Raw genomic sequence first — 18,307 nt, 5'->3', positions numbered from 1 at the left:
GCTGTACGGCAGACGGAGGTCGAGAACGGCATGCCCGCCTATCGCGCGGCCATCGCCAATGGTACGCTCGGCTGCAGCCGAGGCCGTAGCCCAAAGGCTGGACTACCTCTTTTGCAGAGGTAAACCTCGGGATGAACTGGGCGAAAACATGCCTTATGTGCCCGCCTTACGGCGAGCTGTTTCCGATGCTTCGCGCAGGATTTCCCGCCCCCCATTCGCTGCGATTGCGGCCACGATGACGCCCAGCACCAGATCCGGGATGTTCGACCCGAACCCCATCACCAGCACCCCGGACAGCACAATCGCACCATTGACGATGGAGTCGTTGCTGGTAAAGATCGCTGACGCCTTGAAGTTCACATCTTCCCCGCGATGGCGGCGCAGTAGTCTGAGGCACACTAGGTTCAAAGCCGCGTTCAGCGCGGCCATGGCCATCATGGCTGGGCCGACAGGCTCTTCCCCTCCAGCGAAGCGGCGTAGGACTTCCAACAGCAGCAGCGCGGCCAGGCCGATTAGCAAGAAACCCGACAAGCGGGCCGCGCCCACCTTGACCGTTGCCGCACGACCGACGGCATACAGGCTAACCGCATAGACCGACGCATCGGCGAGGTTGTCCAACCCGGCGCCCATCAGCGCCGTAGAGCCAGCCCAGATGCCAAGGGCAATGCCGGCGGCGGACTGCGTCAGGTTGATCAGCAACACAGTCAGAAGAATCTTTCGGTCCTTCGCATCGCTCGCATCTAGGCGGCCCAACTCGTCGTTTTCGTGATTTCTGTGGTTTTCAGCCATGCATTGTTCCTTCCAAATCGATGGATGCTGAAGCCTGTAGCGGCTGGAGAGTCAAGGCGCAGATGCAACGAACTTGCCACAGGGTCTTCCCGGACGCCCTTGACTCTACCGTAGCTAGAAGGTTTTCCAATCCAGTCAGAGCTTTAGGACAGAACAGATGAGCACCAATGCGCCCCCTTCATTGCGACTGTCATCCGGTATGGCTGCTATCCACTGATCCGTGGCGCCACTGCGGTTGTGCTCTTCGGCGAGCTCGCGACCGGCCGGCCGTCTTTTCCGACGGAGCTACTCACAGTGATCGTCGCGCTCGCTTGTGCCGCCTTGCTAGAGGGCGGGCGGCCTTTCCACTCCCCGTTGAGCCAGTAGCGGCGTTCCAAGCTGTGGTTGGCCGTCGGCGCATGGCTCGGCTTCTTGGTCGTGCATCTGGCCTTCCAGCACTCCAATCTGGGATACCGGGTCGGGCCGTTGGGATTGTTGATCGGGGTGGCTGAAGCCCATCGCTGGCATCACAAGCGTGAGCACGAAGACGCCCAAGTCAACTACGGCGATTTCTGGATGCCCGGGGGCCACTTGTTCAGCGCTTTCCGGTCGCAAAAGCACACGCTGGGCGCCAAAGAGTGACACTCAAGAAAGATGGACTTTCCAATGGACTACGGCCCGCAGCTTGTCTATCCCTTCCGGAGCCGGCCAGCAGCGGCAAACGCTTGCGCTGCTGGCTATACGATCTTGCCCACGTCGCATTCTTGCGCGAGTCGGGCCTTGCGGCTTCTTGCGAAGCGATCGCGAGTTGCGTGGCGTGCCCATGAGTCGGGCCGCGTCGTGGCGCACTGCTACCTTGGCCTGCACCTGCACCTGCGCAGCCACGCCGCGATGCTCGGTCTGGCCTGGAGAACCCGTAAGGTGGCGGAGATTGCGGCGCGCAGGTCGTCCGGCTCGCGCTGGCTCCTGTGGGCCACGCCCTCGGTCGCACGCCGTCTCAAAACGTCAGAACCGCGCGCTTTCGCATGATGGAGCGCGGCACGTGGCTCTCAGAACTGGACCCGATCACTTCCAGCACCGATGACACGCTCGAGCTTCAGGCGGGCTCGGCCAAGCTGTTGAGAATGCCGCACTCGCGCGAGGTTCGGGCGCTATCGCAGGAGCGTCGCAGATCCATTAACTCGCGCTCCAAGGCGCGCAATTCCTTCATCTTGGTCCGCACTTGCGCGATATGAGCGTCGACCAGCGCGTTCACCTCGCCGCAGCCCAACTCTGGCCGATCCCGTAAGTTCAGCAGTTGACGGATCTCATCCAGCGTCATGTCCTTCGCCCGGCAGCGGCGGATGAACAGCAAGCGCTGCAAATGGACTTCGTCATAGAGCCTGAAGTTGCCCTCGCTACGTGCAGGCTCGGGCAGCAAGCCTTCTGACTCGTAAAAGCGCACGGTCTGCACCAAGCAATCTGCCTTCTTGCCCAGTTCACCGATCCGCATCATGGTTGCTTCCTATAAAAAACTTGACTCTATATCTACTAGAGGTTTTCTAATGATGGCATCCGGGGAAAACCTTGTCAATGAAGAGCGATCTATGAACAAAGAACCTTCCAGCCCATGCGCCTGCTCCGGCGGCAATGGCCAACAGACGGCGTGCGCCAGTGAGCAGGCCAGCACTGAAACCACCGTTTTCCACGTGAGCAACATGGATTGCCGCAATGAGGAAGCACTGGTGCGGCGAACGCTGGAGGGCATGCCCGGTGTCGAGCGGCTCCTGTTCGATCTTCCGCAGCGTTTGTTGACCATTTCGCACCGCGAAGTCTCGGCCGATGCCTTGGAGCAAGCGCTGAATTCGGTGGGCATGAAGGCTCAGGCTGTCCGAGACGCCGCCGTGTCGACCACCTACCGCATCGAGAACATGGACTGCCCGAGCGAGGAGAAACTCATCCGCTCGCACCTCGGGGCAGTCGAGGGAATTCAGGACCTCGACTTCGACCTCGCTGAGCGCACCCTGTCGGTGAAACACCTCGCTCAGGCACGCGCGCAGATGGAGCAGGTCCTGGCCTCGATCGGCATGCGCGCCAAGGAGCAGACCTTCGGCCACACGGGGCCGATCGAAGCCGCGGCTGTGATCCCATCCTCGGCCCTGCAGCAGCAACCAACCGCTGCCGTTTCCGCGCCGCCGATCGGCGAGCGGGTGACGTACCGGATCGAGAACATGGATTGCCCGACGGAAGAAGCGCTGATCCGCGACCGGCTGGGCAAGCTGCCGGGTGTGACCGCGCTCGACTTCAATCTGATGCAGCGTGTGCTGGGAGTCCAGCACACGCTGGCGACCTCAGCGCCGATCGAGAAGGCGCTTGCTTCCATTGGAATGCAGGCTGCGCGGCAGGACATGCAGACAGCCACCACGGTACTTCGCATCGCGAAGATGGACTGTCCGACCGAGGAAAGTCTGATCCGCGGCAAGCTGCAAGGCATGCCGGGCGTGCAGGGAATGGATTTCAACCTGATGCAGCGCACGCTCACGGTTCGGCACACACCCGACGCGATCAAGCCGGCAGTCGAAGCCATCGAATCGCTGGGCATGGAAGCCGAGGTCCAGAGGACTGATGAGCCGCGCGATGCCCCGGTGGCCGCGCACAAGACCAATTGGTGGCCGATGGCGGTTTCGGGCGTTGCGGCGGTGGCCGCCGAAGGCGTGTACTGGGTCAACGACGGCAATCATTGGGCCGTGATCGTGCTGGCACTGGTTTCGATCTTCACCGGCGGCCTCAGCACCTACAAGAAGGGCTGGATCGCGCTGAAGAACCTCAACCTGAACATGAACGCCCTGATGGCCATCGCGGTCACCGGCGGCATGGCGATCGGCCACTGGCCGGAGGCCGCCATGGTCATGTTCCTGTTCGCGTTGGCGGAAGTGATCGAGGCGAAGTCGCTGGACCGCGCCCGCAACGCCATTCGGGGGCTGATGGACTTGGCGCCCGAGACCGCGACCGTGCGGCAGGCCGATGGCTCATGGACAGAGCTGCCGGCCAAGGAGGTCGCAAAGGGCGCGGTGGTCCGCGTGCGTCCTGGCGAGCGCATCGCACTGGACGGCCTGATCACCTCGGGTCGATCGGCCATCAACCAGGCGCCCATCACCGGCGAGAGCCTGCCCGTCGAGAAGGCCGAAGGTGACCAGGTCTTCGCCGGAACCATCAATGAGACCGGCTCTTTCGAATACAAGGTGACCGCAGGCGCCAGCGACTCGACGCTCGCGCGCATCATCCATGCCGTGGAGTCCGCGCAGGGCAGCCGTGCGCCCACGCAGCGCTTCGTCGACCAGTTCGCCCGCGTCTACACGCCGGCGGTGTTCGCGGTGTCCGTGCTGGTTGCCGTCGTGCCGCCGCTCGCCTTCGGCGGCGCATGGTTTGACTGGGTCTACAAGGCCCTGGTACTGCTGGTGATCGCCTGCCCCTGCGCTCTGGTCATCTCCACGCCGGTCACCATCGTCAGCGGCTTGGCCGCTGCCGCCCGACGCGGCATCCTGATCAAGGGTGGCGTCTACCTGGAGGGCGGGCGCAAGCTCAAGGCGTTGGCCCTGGACAAGACCGGCACACTCACACATGGCAAGCCCGAGCAGACCGACTTCGTGCCGCTGATCGGCGAGGCGCAGGAAGTTGCCGCCTGGGCCGCAAGCCTCGCGGCACGCTCGGACCATCCTGTGTCTCAGGCCATCGCCCGCAAGGCGAACCGTGACGGCATCGCGCTGCACGAGGTCGACGACTTCGCGGCGCTGCCTGGCCGCGGCGTGCGCGGCCGCGTCGCCGGGCGCATGTTGCACATGGGCAACCACAGGCTCGCCCAGGAGCTGGGCCTGAGCGAAGCGACGCTCCAGGCTCGGCTGGAGACCCTGGAGCGCCAAGGCAAGACAGCGATCCTGCTGATGGACGATGCGACCGTGCTCGGCATTTTTGCAGTGGCCGACACCGTGAAGGAAACCAGCCGTGAGGCGGTGGCCGACCTGCAGGCGCTGGGTGTGCGCACGCTGATGCTGACGGGGGACAACCAGCACACGGCCGCGGCCATCGCTGCCCAGGTCGGAATCTCTGAAGCCCGTGGTGACCAACTGCCCGAAGACAAGCTCAAGACCATCGAAAGCCTGGTCGGCGGCGAGGGCCAGGTGGGCATGGTGGGCGACGGCATCAACGATTCGCCCGCGCTCGCCCGTGCCGACATCGGCTTCGCCATGGGCGCGGCCGGCACCGACACCGCGATCGAAACAGCCGACGTCGCCCTGATGGACGACGACCTGCGCAAGATCCCCGGCTTCATCCGGCTGTCGCGTAGCACTGCGGCGATCCTCACGCAGAACATCGTTCTGGCCCTTGGCATCAAGGCGGTGTTCCTTGCGTTGACGTTCACAGGGCATGCCACCATGTGGATGGCTGTGTTCGCTGACATGGGGGCAAGTCTTTTGGTTGTCGTCAATGGGCTGCGCCTCCTGAAGTTCAAGGCGGCATGAACAATGGATGAACCATCTCTTCGCAAGACGCAGTGGTACTCACTCGCGATCGTTATATTCGCCGGCGATCAGGCAGCTAAGAGCTACATTGACGCGACAACTCCCTTGGGTTGGTCGCACGAGGTGGCGTCATTCTTCAACCTAGTTCACGCTCTCAATCCCGGCGCGGCGTTCAGCTTCCTTGCTGGCGCGGGCGGCTGGCAGCGGTGGTTTTTTCTGGCGATCGCGTTCGCAATATCGGCATGGCTCGCATGGCTGCTCTCCCGGCCGCTGCGCAAAACGGAAGGCCTTTCGTACAGCCTCATTCTGGGCGGCGCATTGGGCAACGCGTTCGACCGCGCCACGCGCGGGCACGTTATCGACTACATCGACTTTCACCTGCACGGCTGGCACTGGCCCGCCTTCAACATCGCTGACATGGCCATCGTGGGCGGGGCGATCGCGCTGGTGGCCCAGTCGTTCATGAGCGTGGAGAACCCGGCCGCCACAAAGCAGTCCCAGTGACATTGGGACGATCCGGAAATTCGCAATGCACACGGTGCAGGACACCAATCTGAAGAGAACGGCCCCCAGCATGAGCGGCCGCGGCTTGGCCCTCATGCTAGCGCCCACCGCCGCTTTTGCTGCAACGCCCTGTTGCGATGGCGGCGATTGCTGCAACGACGTCGCAATGCCTTGCTGTGAATAAACAGCACGCAAGCCAGTTGACCTGGCAATTATGAAAGTCCATCACGGCGATGCTGGCCTTTTTCGTTCCAATGAGCCGTCACGGAGAGGTGATGATGAAGCTATGCCGGGATCCTGCAAGCTTTAGGACGGTCTTCTTTACCGCATAGCGATATGCTGATGTCACCCGTTCGCCTCGCCTGGCAAGTACAAGTAGTTCGTCGCGGTTTTCTGGCCGTGTCCGCCCGCTTCGCTGGCCCTTTTGCCCCAAACAAGCGCAATCATGCCTGCGTTACCACCAAAGTTCGCCCCCGCCAGTTGCTGTTCCTAAAGGGCATCAAGCTCAACGCCATCGCCGACCGGCCAGCGTATTTCGCATCGCTGCGTGCCCGTCGGGGCCAGCCCATCGTCATCCTCGCAGAGCTGGGACCGGACGAGGCATTCGCCCTGTGGAAGCAGCATGTACTGGGCGACAGGCCTCGCTGACCCAGTTTCGCCTCATCCTCCTGACAGCCCCGCACTTATTGCGGGGCTTTCTTTTTTCCGCGTTCGCCAATCGGGGCTGTTGCAAATGCCGATTTCCGGCTGACGCGGCTCGCCTCGCGCATGAAGCTGCCCGCATGTGTCGCTGATTCGTCAGCACCATGCCAGCAGCCAGAGTTTCCAGGCTGCCGCGGATTCTTTCCGCGCTACCCGCCAGTCCGCCATCGCATCGAGTCTGCGGACGCGCGTCACCCGTGACGCCGATGCTTTTTTCTCAACCGCGTGCGGGAGCTGCCATCCCGTGAGGGACGAGGCCCCGCTTTTTCCAAGGAGCCCGTCCACGTCCCAGCAAGCCTCTTTCGGCCAGTTGGCCTTGATCCATTGCGGCAAGTTCCTGCCGCTCGAAATCCTGCATAGCGCCGCCGGCCACTACATCGGCACGCGCGATACAGAAGGTCCCGTTTCGCGGGAATCCTGCCAGTACTTCCGCAGCTATGCCGCGGCTCAACGTGCCCTCGAAAGAGGCGGCGGGTCCCAGCTCGCCACACCCTGATCCAACTGGAGGAACCACGTCATGAACCAGCTTTTGCCCCAGGAAGTCGTCGATCAGATCATGCGGGAAGAGCAGCATTTCGCCGCCGCGCCCCAAGCCTTCTTCGAGGTCTGGAAGCGCGGCGTCGAGATCGCAGGCCCGCAATGGTTTGGCGACGGCACGCGCGAAGGCCTGAACCAGGCAAAGAGCAAGTGGGATCTGCGTCCCGACATGCTGCGTGCCAACGACGCACTCGGCGTCCTGAGCAGCGGGGAACGCATGTTCCTGTCCGCCATGTTCAGCTTCTACAACGCGCGCGAGGGCGGTGCCATGCTCAAGCGCTGCCACTTCCAAGGACTGTCGGACTTCGATGGTCTCGATCTGCAACGCCGCAAGGTCATCGCCGATCTGTTGGTGAACTACAGCGGTTGGTGAGCCGGTCTGCGGCATACCACCGTCTTTTTGTTCACTGCCCATGAGGGACATGCGTCCACGCGGCCATGTCCCTCGATTTTTCTTCCGTCAGCCTGCGCCGATTGGCCCAAAGCCCTCGATCAGTGCCGCCTGACGCTTTTTCCACTTTCAACCCACCGGGGTTCAATTCCCGGTGGCGGGAATTGGCTCCATTATTCAATCTGGAGAAATTCCATGACCCAGAATCCCAATCCCTTTGTACGCGGCTACTGGAATCTGAGAGTCGTCCGAACGCTGTGCATCTGCTACGGGGACGGAAGCCCGCATGTCTGGCGATCCATCCACACGAGCCAAGCGCATCTTTCCGACAACGACCTGATCTCATCGCCTTGCATCGTCACCAGCGACTTCGCGTTGATCAAAAGCGGCACTGACGCCATCAGCGACGAGCTGATTGCTGAATGTGATGCTGTTGAAGGCATCAACGGCGAAGGCGTGGTGGGCGCCGTGGTCTATGCCATCCATGGCGACGACCTCGACGGCCGCCCGGTCCATGTCGGTGATACCTATTCGGCCGAAGCCGCGCGAGACGTGGTGCAGCGGTTGAGTTTCGAGACCGGCTATTACAGCCGGTGCTGGGAAGTCAGCAGCGCGCACATCTGCCAGGAAACCGGCCAGTACCTCGCCAACCTGGCAGACCTCGCCACGCCGGAGGCTTTTCTGTTCATCGCCTTTCGGGTTCCGTACAGCCCGGCGATTGGCGTCAAGCTGATCTCCACGCCCTGGACAGACAAGAACCTGGAATATGCCGAGGGCATCAGTGCTGAGCAGCTTCGACAGGAGCACCGCGACAAGGGCATGCCTGACGACCTGGCGAACATCCTTGAACTGGCCGGCCAGGCAGATGTGCGCATCCTCATCCTCGATGCCGACGCACCCGCGCTACTGGGCTTGCCACTGGCCGAGACCTAGCAGACACGCGACGCGCAAGCCTTCCCCTTTATCCCCCATATGCCAGCCCGCCTCCCACCAGGAGCCGGGCTGGTTCAATTCCATAGGAGCAATCTCATGTTCCCCGATCTCATCTTGCCCACGCCCGACTTCGAGAATCAGCTTGGAGCCTGCGTCAACGCCATGAGCCAGGACGACGCCATCGGCCAGATCCTGGTGTTCGAGCGCATGAGCGGTACGCTGCACATGCGCCATATCGACAGCGCCGATCTGGTGGACACCGACATTGACGACTACGAAATGGTCGTCTTCGACGGTGGCAACACAAGCGGCGACACGTGGAAACACGTGTTCTTTCCGCGTCAGCGCGAGCACTACTTCGTGTACCAAGCCTGATTCCTCCAGCCCCTTTCGAGGGGCTTTTTCTTGCCCGCAGCACAGGAAAACGGTTGTGGTGCGGTGCCGTTTCCTGCGGGCAGGCAGACCGCCCCAGGGCCATGCTTGCCCCATGTTCGTCGGCGTTGCCGGCACATGCCCAGGCAGTCGAGACCTTCGAGGCTGCAAGCGCGGGAAACCGTGCTGGTCGTTTCTTCCTACGGACCTACCGCGTCCATCCACGCCACCCACAAGGGACCTCTCCCTTGCGGGCGGGGAATCCCTTGTTTTTCCTCAAGGAGTTTCCCCATGGATCGTTCCCTCATCAAATCCATGATGCCTTCGCTGGTCGCAGGCCATGTGCCCCGCAACGTGCGGTCGTTCAAGTACCGCGTGTTCGATGATCAGCCGCTGTCCTCAACGCTGGGCTTCGCCATCGACCCCCAACCCTTCGACGGCAAGGTGGTCGCCGCGACCGACGATGCCATCGTCGTCAAGCTCAAGCCTTCCGAGTTCGCGGTGCTCGATCCCAGCCTGGTGACCACGGTTCCTGCCGAAGGCGCCAAGGTGCATGTCCAACCCTATGCCCGTCGTCGCTTCGACGGACTGCGCGCGGACACGCCGGAGGTCATCACCGAGGAGACTTCGGACGGCACGCCGTACACCATCACGAGGCACATCCTCGGCTCGGCGCCGGCCAAGCTGCCCATTCCCACGCCGCAGTGCATGGAGTTGGGCCAGCTCATCGAGCAGTTGGAGGAGATGCCGGCCCCCGATCGCTTCCGGCGCATCACCCACATGCTGGTGGATGCCGGTGCCCGCGACTTCACCTGGGTCGATCCCACGCCCTCCAAGATCATCGAGACCCCGCCGGCGATCAGCTTCACGGTCTCGACCGCGAAGTTCGAGGGCCGGGTGACGATCCTCTACGACCGCGGCGGAGACACCTACGTGGTGGAACTGCACCGTCAGAACGGTGAATCGGTCGAACTGGTCGATCGGCACGACGAGGTGTATTTCGACATGCTCGGCGAAGTGCTGGAGAGGCTCATCGACGACGGGCGCTGGCGCCAGATCGACGTGAGCATCCTCGACGCGAAAGCGGCCCGCAAGCGCCAGGCCGTCCCGGCATGACGCCCCGCAGCGAAACCGGGCGGTCCTGCGGCTGACCCGAGGCATCCGCCACGGCGTTCCAGCCGTTCCGGCCGCGTGCACTACAGGCCCTTCATCCCATCGGATGGAGGCCTTTCTCATTCTTCCACACAGGAGATTTCATCCATGTCACTGCGATTCAAAGGCGCTGACCTGCGCCCCGTGCTGACCGAAGCCATCGCCAATCAGGGGTCGTCTCAGAAAACGGAAAAAAATCGTACGCTAAGAGCCGAAGTGGGCCCTTTAGCAGCAATGCAAAGCTGCGATCAACGGGCAGGAAACATTGCCATGGTGCGCGTTGCACTCTCTCACTAGCGTCGACAGGGCCTCTTCCATCCGCGTGAGGTCCGCCATGCGTGCGCGCACATCGGCCAGCCGGTGAGCAGCCAGTTCGGCCGCCTCGCTGCAATGGGTGCCGTCCTCCAGTTTCAGGAGCTGGCCGACTTCATCCAGGCTGAATCCCAGGCGCTGGGCTGACTTCACGAACTTCACCCGCGCCACGTCCGCCTGCCCGTAGCGGCGGATGCGACCGTAGGGCCGCTCCGGCTGGGGTAGCAAGCCCTTGAGCTGATAGAAGCGGATCGTCTCCACGTTGACCCGGGCTGCCTTGGCGAAGGCCCCGATGGTCAGATTCTCTTGAGCGTTCTCCATGGCGCTTGACTCCGTAGTTGACTACGGAAGTAACGTTACAGCATCAAGCGAAGTCCCGGAAGGAGAACCTTATGTCGGAACCCAAGAACGGCCGCGGCGCACTGGCGACCGGCGGCGTCGCGGCCGTCCTCGCCTCGGCCTGCTGCCTCGGCCCCCTTGTCCTGGTCGCGCTCGGCTTCTCTAGCGCGTGGATCGGCAACCTGACCGTGCTGGAGCCGTATCGGCCGATCTTCATCGGCGCAGCGCTCATCGCGCTGTTCTTCGCCTGGCGCAGCATCTTCCGACCAGCCCATGCCTGCAAGCCCGGCGACGTTTGCGCCGTGCCCCAAGTGCGGACTGCCTACAAGGTGATCTTCTGGATCGTGGCCGCCCTGGTTCTGGTTGCCCTCGCGTTTCCCTACGTCCTGCCGCTGTTCTACTGAAAGGAGATCACCATGAAGAAACTCACCACCCTCACCACCCTCACCACCCTCACCACCCTCATCGCCCTGGCCGCCGCTCTAAGCGCGCCCGCCTGGGCTGCCACCAAGACCGTCACCCTGTCGGTGCCCGGCATGACCTGCGCCGCGTGCCCGATCACGGTCAAGACGGCTCTGTCCAAGGTCGCCGGCGTCGAGAAGGCCGAAGTCAGCTTCGAGAAGCGGGAGGCCGTCGTCACCTTCGACGAGGCCAAGACCAATGCCGACGCCTTGACCAAGGCCACCGCAAACGCGGGTTACCCGTCCAGCGTCAAGCAGTGAGGGCGTAATCATGGCCGAGGCGATCACCCTCCACATCGAAGGCATGACCTGCACGTCGTGCGCCGAGCACGTCCAGCAGGCTTTGACGAACGTGCCCGGCGTGCGCGCGGCCTCGGTGTCCTATCCGCAGCGGCAGGCCGAAATCGAGGCGGATGCAGGCGTGAGCGTGGCCCCGCTGGTTGCCGCAGTGGCCACGCTCGGCTATCGCGCACGGCTTACCGACACGCCGAACAAGCCTGCCGGCCTGCTAGACAAGGCGCTGGGCTGGCTCGGTGGCGAAACGAAGCATGTTGGCGGTGAACAAGCGCTGCACGTGGCTGTGATAGGCAGCGGCGGCGCGGCGATGGCGGCTGCCTTGAAGGCCGTGGAGCAAGGCGCCCGCGTCACGCTGATCGAGCGCGGCACCATCGGCGGCACCTGCGTCAATGTCGGCTGCGTGCCGTCCAAGATCATGATCCGCGCCGCGCACATCGTCCACCTGCGCCGCGAAAGCCCGTTCGATGCTGGCCTGCCGGCCGCAGCGCCCGCTGTACTGCGCGAGCGGCTGCTGGCCCAGCAACAAGGCCGCGTCGAGGAGCTGCGCCATGCCAAGTACGAAGGCATCCTGGCAAGCACTCCGGCCATCACCGTGCTGCGCGGCGAGGCCCGGTTCAGGGACACGCGCACGCTGACCGTGGCGACCGCTGACGGCGGCACGCACGAGGTGAACTTCGACCGCTGCCTGATTGCCACCGGCGCGAGCCCGGCGCTTCCGCCAATCCCGGGCCTTGCGGACACACCCCACTGGACCTCCACCGAGGCGCTGGAAAGCAGCTCGCTCCCCGAGCGGCTGGCCGTGATTGGTTCCTCCGTGGTGGCGGTCGAGTTGGCGCAAGCCTTCGCCCGGCTGGGCAGCCAGGTCACGATCCTGGCGCGCAGCACGCTGTTCTTCCGAGAAGACCCGGCCATCGGGGAAGCCGTAACAGACGCCTTCCGCGCCGAGGGCATCGAGGTGCTGGACCACACCCAGGCGAGCCACGTTGCCTATGCGGGCGGGGAATTCGTGCTCACCACCGGGCAGGGGGAAGTGCGCGCCGACAAGCTGCTGGTCGCCACCGGTCGCGCGCCGAACACGCGCAGCCTGAACCTTGAAGCGGCAGGCGTCGAAGTCAATGCGCAGGGAGCCATCGTCATCGACCGCGCCATGCGCACGAGCGCACCGCACATCTTTGCTGCCGGCGACTGCACCGACCAGCCGCAGTTCGTCTATGTGGCGGCGGCGGCCGGCACGCGCGCCGCGATCAACATGACCGGCGGCGACGCGGCGCTGGACCTGACGGCGATGCCGGCGGTGGTGTTCACCGATCCGCAGGTGGCGACCGTGGGCTACAGCGAGGCGGAAGCGCACCACGACGGCATCGAGACCGACAGCCGGCTGCTGACGCTCGACAACGTGCCGAGGGCGCTCGCCAACTTCGACACGCGCGGCTTCATCAAGCTGGTGGCGGAAGCTGGCTCAGGGCGGCTGATCGGCGTACAGGCGGTCGCGCCGGAAGCGGGCGAACTGATCCAGACGGCCGCGCTGGCGATCCGCCACCGGATGACCGTGCAGGAGCTGGCCGACCAGTTGTTCCCCTACCTGACCATGGTCGAGGGACTGAAGCTCGCGGCGCAGACCTTCAACAAGGACGTGAAGCAACTGTCCTGTTGCGCCGGATGAGGAAAAGGGAGGTGTTCGATGAACGCCTACAGCCGCGCCAACCGCCGCATCTACGCGGCCTTGTCCGATCCCCTGTCGGCCACCCACCGGCACCGCCTCGACGATCTGCTCAAGCGCCACGACAACGGCAAGACGACCTGGCTGGCCTGGCTGCGCCAGTCGCCCGTCAAGCCGAACTCGCGCCACATACTCGAACACATCGAGCGCCTCAAAGCCTGGCAGGCGCTCGACCTGCCTTCCGGCATCGAGCGGTCGGTGCACCAGAACCGCCTGCTCAAGATCGCCCGCGAAGGCGGCCAGATGACGCCCGCCGATCTGGCCAAGTTCGAGGCACAGCGCCGCTACGCGACCCTGGTGCGCTCGCCATCGAGGGCATGGCCACCGTCACCGACGAAATCATCGACCTGCACGACCGCATCCTGGGCAAGCTGTTCAACGCTGCCAAGCACAAGCATCAGCAGCAGTTCCAGGCGTCCGGCAAGGCGATCAACGCCAAGGTGCGGCTGGCCACCTCGATCAAGCAGGGCACGGTGACGGCCTCGCTGATGCTCAGGAAACTCGGCAGCTACCCGCGCCAGAACGGCCTGGCCGTGGCGCTGCGCGAGCTGGGCCGCATCGAGCGAACGCTGTTCATCCTGGACTGGCTGCAAAGCGTCGAGCTGCGCCGCCGCGTGCATGCCGGACTGAACAAGGGCGAAGCCCGCAACGCGCTAGCCCGCGCCGTGTTCTTCAACCGGCTGGGCGAAATCCGCGACCGCAGTTTCGAGCAGCAGCGCTACCGGGCCAGCGGCCTCAACCTGGTGACGGCGGCCATAGTGTTGTGGAACACGGTCTATCTGGAACGGGCCTCAAACGCCTTACGCGGTCACGGCCAGACTGTCGATGACGCCCTGTTGCAGTACCTGTCGCCGCTGGGCTGGGAGCACATCAACCTGACCGGCGATTACCTCTGGCGCAGCAGCGCCAAGATCGGCGCGGGCAAGTTCAGGCCGCTACGACCGCTGCAACCGGCTTAGCGTACGATTTTTTCCGTTTTCTGAGACGTCCCCAATCAGTGCCGCATTGTCCTGGTCAAGGATCAGGGCGTGTACTTCCTCGCCGAGCGTGGGGAGCGTCGCCCGGATGGGCGCCAGGCACTGCTCGCCTACGCCGTCGGATGCAACCCGGACACCGACCCGTTCGATGACTGGTGGCACCTCGCCGGCCGCGAGCTGGGCGGCGATGACTTCGCGGAGTATTTCGACCCGAAGGACGGCCTGTTCACGCGCCTCCAGCACTCGGCGGACGATCTCGTGCTTTCCGCCACCGCCACGCACCTGTCCTTAGCAGTGGTGCCTCCCGCCTGACGCGGCAACCGCCTCGCAGCCCCCGCATCGGGGGCCTTCTTTTGTTCGCACCGCCGCCATCGCCGCGCGTGCGCGTTTGTCTCCAGCCGCCGAGGCACGCCCCGCCGGCCACAACGCCGGCATGCCACCGGAGACAACCGCATGAACACGCCATCGACCTCGCCGAGGCTGCACCTCCTACCGGTGTCGCTGCGCACGGCCAATGCATTCGTTCTGTCGCACCATCGCCACCACCGCCCGGTCCAGGGCGCGAAGTTCGCCCTGGCCGTCACGCTGAGCGACAGCGACCTGATCCACGGCGTGGCCATTGTCGGCCGCCCGGTCGCGCGGCACCTGGACGCTGGAAGTCACGCGGCTGTGCACCGACGGCACACCCAGCGCCTGCAGCAAGCTCTACGGCGCGGCCTGGCAGGCGGCAAGGGCGCTGGGCTACATACGCCTGCTCACCTACACCATGCCCGACGAAGGTGGCGCCAGCCTGCGCGCCGCCGGCTGGCGGCTGATCGGCGCGCGCGGTGGCGGCGCCTGGAGCCGTCCCGGCCGTCCGCGCGCCGATACCCCCGAGCACCTGCGCGGCGCCAAGTGCCTGTGACAGGCGCCGGGTGGCGCGGACAAAGGGAAGCGCCCGGGTGCCGATTGATTGCTGCCGCGCGCGCGAGGCCCCGCCATGCTGGCCCCATGCCTGCTGACGTCGTCAGCGACATGCCAGGCAACCATCGGTCTTCGAGGTTGCGGCGCAGTTCCCACTGCGTGACCGAGCCAGCTCGCACCGCATCCTTCCGCGAGCGGCCACCAGCCTCTGGTGGCGGATGCTTTCGCCTTATCAACCCACCGCGGGGTCACGCACCTTCCCCGCATGCGTGGGCCGGTGTGTCTCCGCTTCATCCCAATGGAGATTCACCATGAACACCACGTCCAACGAGAAATCGTATTTCGACCTCCACACCTCGGGCATCGGCTACATCCAGCGTGTCCGTGAAGTGCCCGTCCGGGGCGGCCGCCGTGCGCAGCCTTTCCTGGCATGCACCATCGCCGCGCTGGTCGGCCCCGCCCGGGACCCCAGCTACCGCTACTTCGACGTCAAGGTCTCGGGTGCCGAGGCCAAGAAGCTCGTTCAGCGCTACATCGGCGTTGACGATCCCAAGCAGCGCCCGCTGGTGCGCTTTCGCCTCGGTGACCTGTGGGGCGATGTGTACATCCGCGACAAGGGTGAGCAGAAGGGTCAGGCCGCCGCGTCCCTCAAGGCGCGACTGCTCAAGGCCGAACTGATCGACCGGGCCGAACTGGCTTCGATCGAGCAGCACGAGTTGATCACCCGCGGCATCGGCTATCTCAATCGTGTGAAGGACGTCACCCCAAAAGCTGGCGACTCGTTCCTCTCTTGCACCGTCGCGGCACTGGCCGGGCCTGTCGATGAACCGGAGTATCGGTACTTCGACACCATCGTCGCCACCCCGGAAGCCGAGCACCTGGTTCGCCGGTGCGTTCAGGCCATCGAGGGTGACCGCAAGGTGCTGATCGCCTTCCGTCTGAACGACATGAAGATCGATCCGTACATCCGCACCAAGGGTGAGCACGCCGGGGAACCGGCCGCCAGCCTGGAATCGACGCTGGTCCACATCGGTCTCATCAAGATCGACGGCACCCAGGTCTATCCGACGAGCCAGGCGCAAGCCGAGGCGCCGCCGGCCGAAGACGCATCCGCGTCCGAAGCCGACGATGCCATCGACACGGCCACCGAGCCCGCCGAGCGCGAGCCCGAGGCGCAAGTCCAGGAGCAGGAGCCGGCATTGGCTGCTTCGTTCTGATCCGGCACGGCCTCTCACGGGGCCTTGTCGCTTTTCCTCCCCACGTACGCCGCGTCCCCAGGACGCGTGCTTGCGCATTTCATCCCCCGAGTTCCGCGTGGTCTCACGGCCACGCGGTTGTCGAATTTCTCAAAGGAGATCAGCCATGTCTCTGGTATCCCGCTTTGCTCCGCAATCCCCGATCCTGCGCTCTGATCGCCCACTCTCGGACGACCGCATTCGTGCCGTCGTTCCGTCGATCTTCGCCGACGCTCCACATGGGAGCCGGTCCGATCGGTATGCCTACATACCGACCTCGACCGTGCTGACCAAGCTGCGCCAGGAGGGCTTCGAGCCCTTCATGGTGTGTCAGACGCGCGTGCGCAACGAAGACCGGCGCGAGTACACGAAGCACCTCATCCGACTTCGCCATGCAAGCCAGATCAACGGCGACGAGGCGAACGAGATCATCCTGCTCAACAGCCATGACGGCACGAGCAGCTATCAGATGCTCGCCGGCATGTTCCGGTTCGTCTGCCACAACGGCCTGGTTTGCGGTGACACCACCGCCGACATCCGCGTTCCCCACAAGGGCGACGTGGTCAGCCAGGTGATCGAAGGTGCCTACGGAGTCCTCGACGGCTTCGAGCGCGTGCAGAACGCGCGCGATGCGATGCGCACCATCACCCTCGATGAGGGCGAAGCGGAGGTCTTTGCAAACTCCGCGCTCGCACTCAAGTACGACGATCCAGCCAAGTCCACGCCTGTCACGGAGTGCCAACTGCTGGCACCCCGGCGATGGGACGACCGCAAGAACGACCTGTGGGCCGTCTTCAACCGCGTCCAGGAGAACCTCGTCAAAGGGGGCCTGAACGGACGCACGGCCAACGGCCGCAATCAGCGCACCCGTCCGGTGCAAGGCATCGACCAGAACCTGCGCCTGAACCGGGCGTTGTGGCTGCTGGCCGAAGGCATGCGCCAGCTCAAGGCGTGATGCCACGCGGACCTCGCCCACCTCGGGCGAAGCCATTTCCTCTCATCCACCGGGTGCCGTCGGCGGCCCGTCATTCATCATCAGGAGAACCATCATGGCAACCCCATTGGCACCCGAGAAATCGGTTGCGCCCATCGTCGTCCCCGGCCAGCTCACGCTGCGTACCATCCGCGGCAAGAACGGCCCGTTCACGGTTGGCCGCCTCGCCACGCACCTCGGTACGTTCGAGGTCAAAGACCCGGAGCTGGAGCAGTACCCCGAAGGCAAGTACGACGGGGAATTCATCATCAGGTACATCTTCCCGAAGTCCTATCCGGTCGGCGGCGGCATGCGGTTCGAGATCCGTGCCAGCCTCGACGGCATGACGCTCAACGGCATCGACAAACTCAGCCGCGACGAAGCCCGCAGCTTCGCCACCCAGGACGTCGATCCGCTCGATGAAGAGCAAGGGGCGCAGCCTGCGGCAACGCCGGCCAAGCCCACCAAAGCGTCCAGGCCCGCCAAGCCCGCACCCGTGCAGGCGTCCGCGGACCCGATGGTCGATACCACGCCCTTTGGCGTGGATGCGCCGCCACCTGCTGAGGCTGCTGCCCCCGGCAGCACCCAAGACGGTGACCCCGCGCTCTTCGGCCTGCTGTGGCCGCTGGGCGAGTCCGTGAAACTGGATTCGACCATCGACCGCCGCGCTTTGCGTGCACAGATCGTCCGCCTGGGCGAGCTGGGCTACGCGCTGGACTTCAAGACGCAGGAGTGGAGCCGCCAGGCCGAACTGCAACCTGCGTGATCGCAGACGCCGCATGCGCGGTGTTCTTCATCCACCCGCCGGGGTTCCTTCCCCATGCGGGGGAGGCCCTGGCCATCTTCTGGAGGTCTTCATCATGTCCACCATCGCTTGCGATATCCCCCGCTCCGCGCTGGATGAACCCGCGTGGCGGGCTCTCTGCGAGACGGCAGCCGCACAAGCCACCAAGGGTTGCGGACTGTCTCACGACTACTACGTCGAACGCTTCAGTTCGGCGATCGACGCGCAACTCGGTCGATTGCCCGAAGAACAGCGCGCACAGGCGCTGAAGATCGCACAGGAATGAGACTACGCAACACCGGCCGAACGGCAGGAAACCCAGGACTGGAATGCGGAGCACGGCTATTGCTCGCATGGGATCGAGTTCGGCAGCTGCCCGGCTGGTTGTGATCGCGACGATGACGACTGGGACTAAGGGCAAGGCATAGGTTTTCCTTCGCTGCACCTG

General features: G+C 64.3%; 19 protein-coding genes and 4 pseudogenes. 20 read left to right on the top strand and 3 right to left on the bottom strand.

Going from position 1 to position 18,307, the window contains the following annotated elements:
* Window positions 1-153: 153 nt before the first annotated feature.
* Window positions 154-789 (bottom strand): cation transporter, encoded by a 636-nt coding sequence (locus WDC87_RS06615; RefSeq protein ID WP_003098972.1) that lies wholly within the window; start codon window positions 787-789, stop codon window positions 154-156.
* A gap of 417 nt (window positions 790-1,206) precedes the next feature.
* Between WDC87_RS06615 and WDC87_RS06610 the strand changes: the two genes are divergently transcribed.
* Window positions 1,207-1,410 carry a hypothetical protein gene (locus WDC87_RS06610; RefSeq protein WP_023657334.1) on the top strand — a complete coding sequence of 68 codons (204 nt, stop codon included), beginning with the start codon at window positions 1,207-1,209 and terminating at the stop codon, window positions 1,408-1,410.
* Window positions 1,411-1,864: 454 nt separating this feature from the next.
* Here WDC87_RS06610 and cadR read toward each other — a convergent pair whose 3' ends face one another.
* On the bottom strand, window positions 1,865-2,263 hold the full coding sequence (cadR, locus tag WDC87_RS06605) for a Cd(II)/Pb(II)-responsive transcriptional regulator (protein WP_003098965.1): 399 nt from the start codon (window positions 2,261-2,263) through the stop codon (window positions 1,865-1,867).
* 91 nt (window positions 2,264-2,354) lie between these two features.
* On the opposite strand from cadR, the gene WDC87_RS06600 reads away from it, so the two are divergent.
* The 8 genes and pseudogenes from WDC87_RS06600 to WDC87_RS06565 all read left to right on the top strand — a co-directional run bounded on the left by WDC87_RS06600 (window position 2,355) and on the right by WDC87_RS06565 (window position 9,822).
* Window positions 2,355-5,267 (top strand): heavy metal translocating P-type ATPase, encoded by a 2,913-nt coding sequence (locus WDC87_RS06600; protein WP_252745539.1) that lies wholly within the window; start codon window positions 2,355-2,357, stop codon window positions 5,265-5,267.
* 3 nt (window positions 5,268-5,270) lie between these two features.
* The gene (lspA, locus tag WDC87_RS06595) at window positions 5,271-5,771 is read left to right on the top strand and encodes a signal peptidase II (RefSeq protein ID WP_252745538.1); all 501 of its coding nucleotides are present in this window, start codon (window positions 5,271-5,273) and stop codon (window positions 5,769-5,771) included.
* 465 nt (window positions 5,772-6,236) lie between these two features.
* A pseudogene (locus tag WDC87_RS22020) lies at window positions 6,237-6,419 on the top strand (hypothetical protein); the annotation flags it as partial.
* A gap of 298 nt (window positions 6,420-6,717) precedes the next feature.
* Window positions 6,718-6,969 carry a hypothetical protein gene (locus WDC87_RS06585; RefSeq protein ID WP_005408894.1) on the top strand — a complete coding sequence of 84 codons (252 nt, stop codon included), beginning with the start codon at window positions 6,718-6,720 and terminating at the stop codon, window positions 6,967-6,969.
* 21 nt (window positions 6,970-6,990) lie between these two features.
* Window positions 6,991-7,383: a hypothetical protein gene (locus tag WDC87_RS06580; protein ID WP_003098949.1), complete on the top strand. Its 393-nt coding sequence runs from the start codon at window positions 6,991-6,993 to the stop codon at window positions 7,381-7,383.
* A gap of 213 nt (window positions 7,384-7,596) precedes the next feature.
* Window positions 7,597-8,334, top strand: coding sequence for a hypothetical protein (locus WDC87_RS06575; RefSeq protein ID WP_003098947.1), 738 nt, complete (start codon window positions 7,597-7,599; stop codon window positions 8,332-8,334).
* 96 nt (window positions 8,335-8,430) lie between these two features.
* A complete protein-coding gene (locus tag WDC87_RS06570) occupies window positions 8,431-8,709 on the top strand; it encodes a hypothetical protein (RefSeq protein ID WP_003098943.1) in 279 nt (92 codons plus the stop codon).
* Between the two features lie 288 nt (window positions 8,710-8,997).
* Window positions 8,998-9,822, top strand: a complete 825-nt coding sequence (locus WDC87_RS06565; RefSeq protein WP_003098941.1) for a hypothetical protein — start codon at window positions 8,998-9,000, stop codon at window positions 9,820-9,822.
* Between the two features lie 261 nt (window positions 9,823-10,083).
* Here the strand turns inward: WDC87_RS06565 and merR are convergent, their stop codons facing one another.
* Window positions 10,084-10,491, bottom strand: a complete 408-nt coding sequence (merR, locus tag WDC87_RS06560; RefSeq protein WP_003098939.1) for an Hg(II)-responsive transcriptional regulator — start codon at window positions 10,489-10,491, stop codon at window positions 10,084-10,086.
* A gap of 71 nt (window positions 10,492-10,562) precedes the next feature.
* On the opposite strand from merR, the gene merT reads away from it, so the two are divergent.
* The 11 genes and pseudogenes from merT to WDC87_RS06505 all read left to right on the top strand — a co-directional run bounded on the left by merT (window position 10,563) and on the right by WDC87_RS06505 (window position 18,274).
* The gene (gene merT, locus WDC87_RS06555; RefSeq protein ID WP_003098936.1) at window positions 10,563-10,913 is read left to right on the top strand and encodes a mercuric ion transporter MerT; all 351 of its coding nucleotides are present in this window, start codon (window positions 10,563-10,565) and stop codon (window positions 10,911-10,913) included.
* Window positions 10,914-10,925: 12 nt separating this feature from the next.
* Complete coding sequence (gene merP, locus WDC87_RS06550) at window positions 10,926-11,231, top strand: mercury resistance system periplasmic binding protein MerP (protein ID WP_003098934.1); 306 nt, start codon at window positions 10,926-10,928, stop codon at window positions 11,229-11,231.
* Between the two features lie 10 nt (window positions 11,232-11,241).
* Window positions 11,242-12,930 carry a mercury(II) reductase gene (merA, locus tag WDC87_RS06545; protein ID WP_003098932.1) on the top strand — a complete coding sequence of 563 codons (1,689 nt, stop codon included), beginning with the start codon at window positions 11,242-11,244 and terminating at the stop codon, window positions 12,928-12,930.
* A gap of 24 nt (window positions 12,931-12,954) precedes the next feature.
* A pseudogene (locus tag WDC87_RS06540) lies at window positions 12,955-13,946 on the top strand (Tn3 family transposase); the annotation flags it as partial.
* Window positions 13,947-13,991: 45 nt separating this feature from the next.
* Window positions 13,992-14,276, top strand: a complete 285-nt coding sequence (locus tag WDC87_RS06535) for a DUF3085 domain-containing protein (RefSeq protein ID WP_031629745.1) — start codon at window positions 13,992-13,994, stop codon at window positions 14,274-14,276.
* Window positions 14,277-14,417: 141 nt separating this feature from the next.
* Window positions 14,418-14,603, top strand: a pseudogene (locus tag WDC87_RS06530) (XF1762 family protein); the annotation flags it as partial.
* Complete coding sequence (locus WDC87_RS06525; RefSeq protein WP_003098923.1) at window positions 14,584-14,868, top strand: XF1762 family protein; 285 nt, start codon at window positions 14,584-14,586, stop codon at window positions 14,866-14,868. The pseudogene WDC87_RS06530 and the gene WDC87_RS06525, both read left to right, overlap by 20 nt.
* A 310-nt stretch (window positions 14,869-15,178) precedes the next feature.
* Window positions 15,179-16,084 carry a DUF3577 domain-containing protein gene (locus WDC87_RS06520; RefSeq protein WP_003098919.1) on the top strand — a complete coding sequence of 302 codons (906 nt, stop codon included), beginning with the start codon at window positions 15,179-15,181 and terminating at the stop codon, window positions 16,082-16,084.
* A gap of 145 nt (window positions 16,085-16,229) precedes the next feature.
* The gene (locus WDC87_RS06515; protein WP_003098915.1) at window positions 16,230-17,057 is read left to right on the top strand and encodes a DUF932 domain-containing protein; all 828 of its coding nucleotides are present in this window, start codon (window positions 16,230-16,232) and stop codon (window positions 17,055-17,057) included.
* Window positions 17,058-17,151: 94 nt separating this feature from the next.
* A complete protein-coding gene (locus WDC87_RS06510; protein ID WP_003098913.1) occupies window positions 17,152-17,841 on the top strand; it encodes a DUF3275 family protein in 690 nt (229 codons plus the stop codon).
* Between the two features lie 94 nt (window positions 17,842-17,935).
* A pseudogene (locus WDC87_RS06505) lies at window positions 17,936-18,274 on the top strand (hypothetical protein).
* The last annotated feature ends 33 nt before the right edge of the window (window positions 18,275-18,307 follow it).

The sequence above is a fragment of the Stenotrophomonas maltophilia group sp. Smal12 genome (genome assembly GCF_037079935.1).
Classification (GTDB): Bacteria; Pseudomonadota; Gammaproteobacteria; order Xanthomonadales; family Xanthomonadaceae; genus Stenotrophomonas; species Stenotrophomonas sepilia.
This window is presented reverse-complemented; position numbering and strand designations above follow the sequence as displayed.

What these genes read in the sequence shown, in the direction of transcription:
- WDC87_RS06615 (WP_003098972.1), bottom strand. Translation starts at nt 789, where the DNA reads ATGGCTGAAAACCACAGAAATCACGAAAACGACGAGTTGGGCCGCCTA.
- cadR (WP_003098965.1), bottom strand. Translation starts at nt 2,263, where the DNA reads ATGATGCGGATCGGTGAACTGGGCAAGAAGGCAGATTGCTTGGTGCAG.
- WDC87_RS06600 (WP_252745539.1), top strand. Translation starts at nt 2,355, where the DNA reads ATGAACAAAGAACCTTCCAGCCCATGCGCCTGCTCCGGCGGCAATGGC.
- lspA (WP_252745538.1), top strand. Translation starts at nt 5,271, where the DNA reads ATGGATGAACCATCTCTTCGCAAGACGCAGTGGTACTCACTCGCGATC.
- WDC87_RS06580 (WP_003098949.1), top strand. Translation starts at nt 6,991, where the DNA reads ATGAACCAGCTTTTGCCCCAGGAAGTCGTCGATCAGATCATGCGGGAA.
- WDC87_RS06575 (WP_003098947.1), top strand. Translation starts at nt 7,597, where the DNA reads ATGACCCAGAATCCCAATCCCTTTGTACGCGGCTACTGGAATCTGAGA.
- WDC87_RS06570 (WP_003098943.1), top strand. Translation starts at nt 8,431, where the DNA reads ATGTTCCCCGATCTCATCTTGCCCACGCCCGACTTCGAGAATCAGCTT.
- WDC87_RS06565 (WP_003098941.1), top strand. Translation starts at nt 8,998, where the DNA reads ATGGATCGTTCCCTCATCAAATCCATGATGCCTTCGCTGGTCGCAGGC.
- merR (WP_003098939.1), bottom strand. Translation starts at nt 10,491, where the DNA reads ATGGAGAACGCTCAAGAGAATCTGACCATCGGGGCCTTCGCCAAGGCA.
- merT (WP_003098936.1), top strand. Translation starts at nt 10,563, where the DNA reads ATGTCGGAACCCAAGAACGGCCGCGGCGCACTGGCGACCGGCGGCGTC.
- merP (WP_003098934.1), top strand. Translation starts at nt 10,926, where the DNA reads ATGAAGAAACTCACCACCCTCACCACCCTCACCACCCTCACCACCCTC.
- merA (WP_003098932.1), top strand. Translation starts at nt 11,242, where the DNA reads ATGGCCGAGGCGATCACCCTCCACATCGAAGGCATGACCTGCACGTCG.
- WDC87_RS06520 (WP_003098919.1), top strand. Translation starts at nt 15,179, where the DNA reads ATGAACACCACGTCCAACGAGAAATCGTATTTCGACCTCCACACCTCG.
- WDC87_RS06515 (WP_003098915.1), top strand. Translation starts at nt 16,230, where the DNA reads ATGTCTCTGGTATCCCGCTTTGCTCCGCAATCCCCGATCCTGCGCTCT.
- WDC87_RS06510 (WP_003098913.1), top strand. Translation starts at nt 17,152, where the DNA reads ATGGCAACCCCATTGGCACCCGAGAAATCGGTTGCGCCCATCGTCGTC.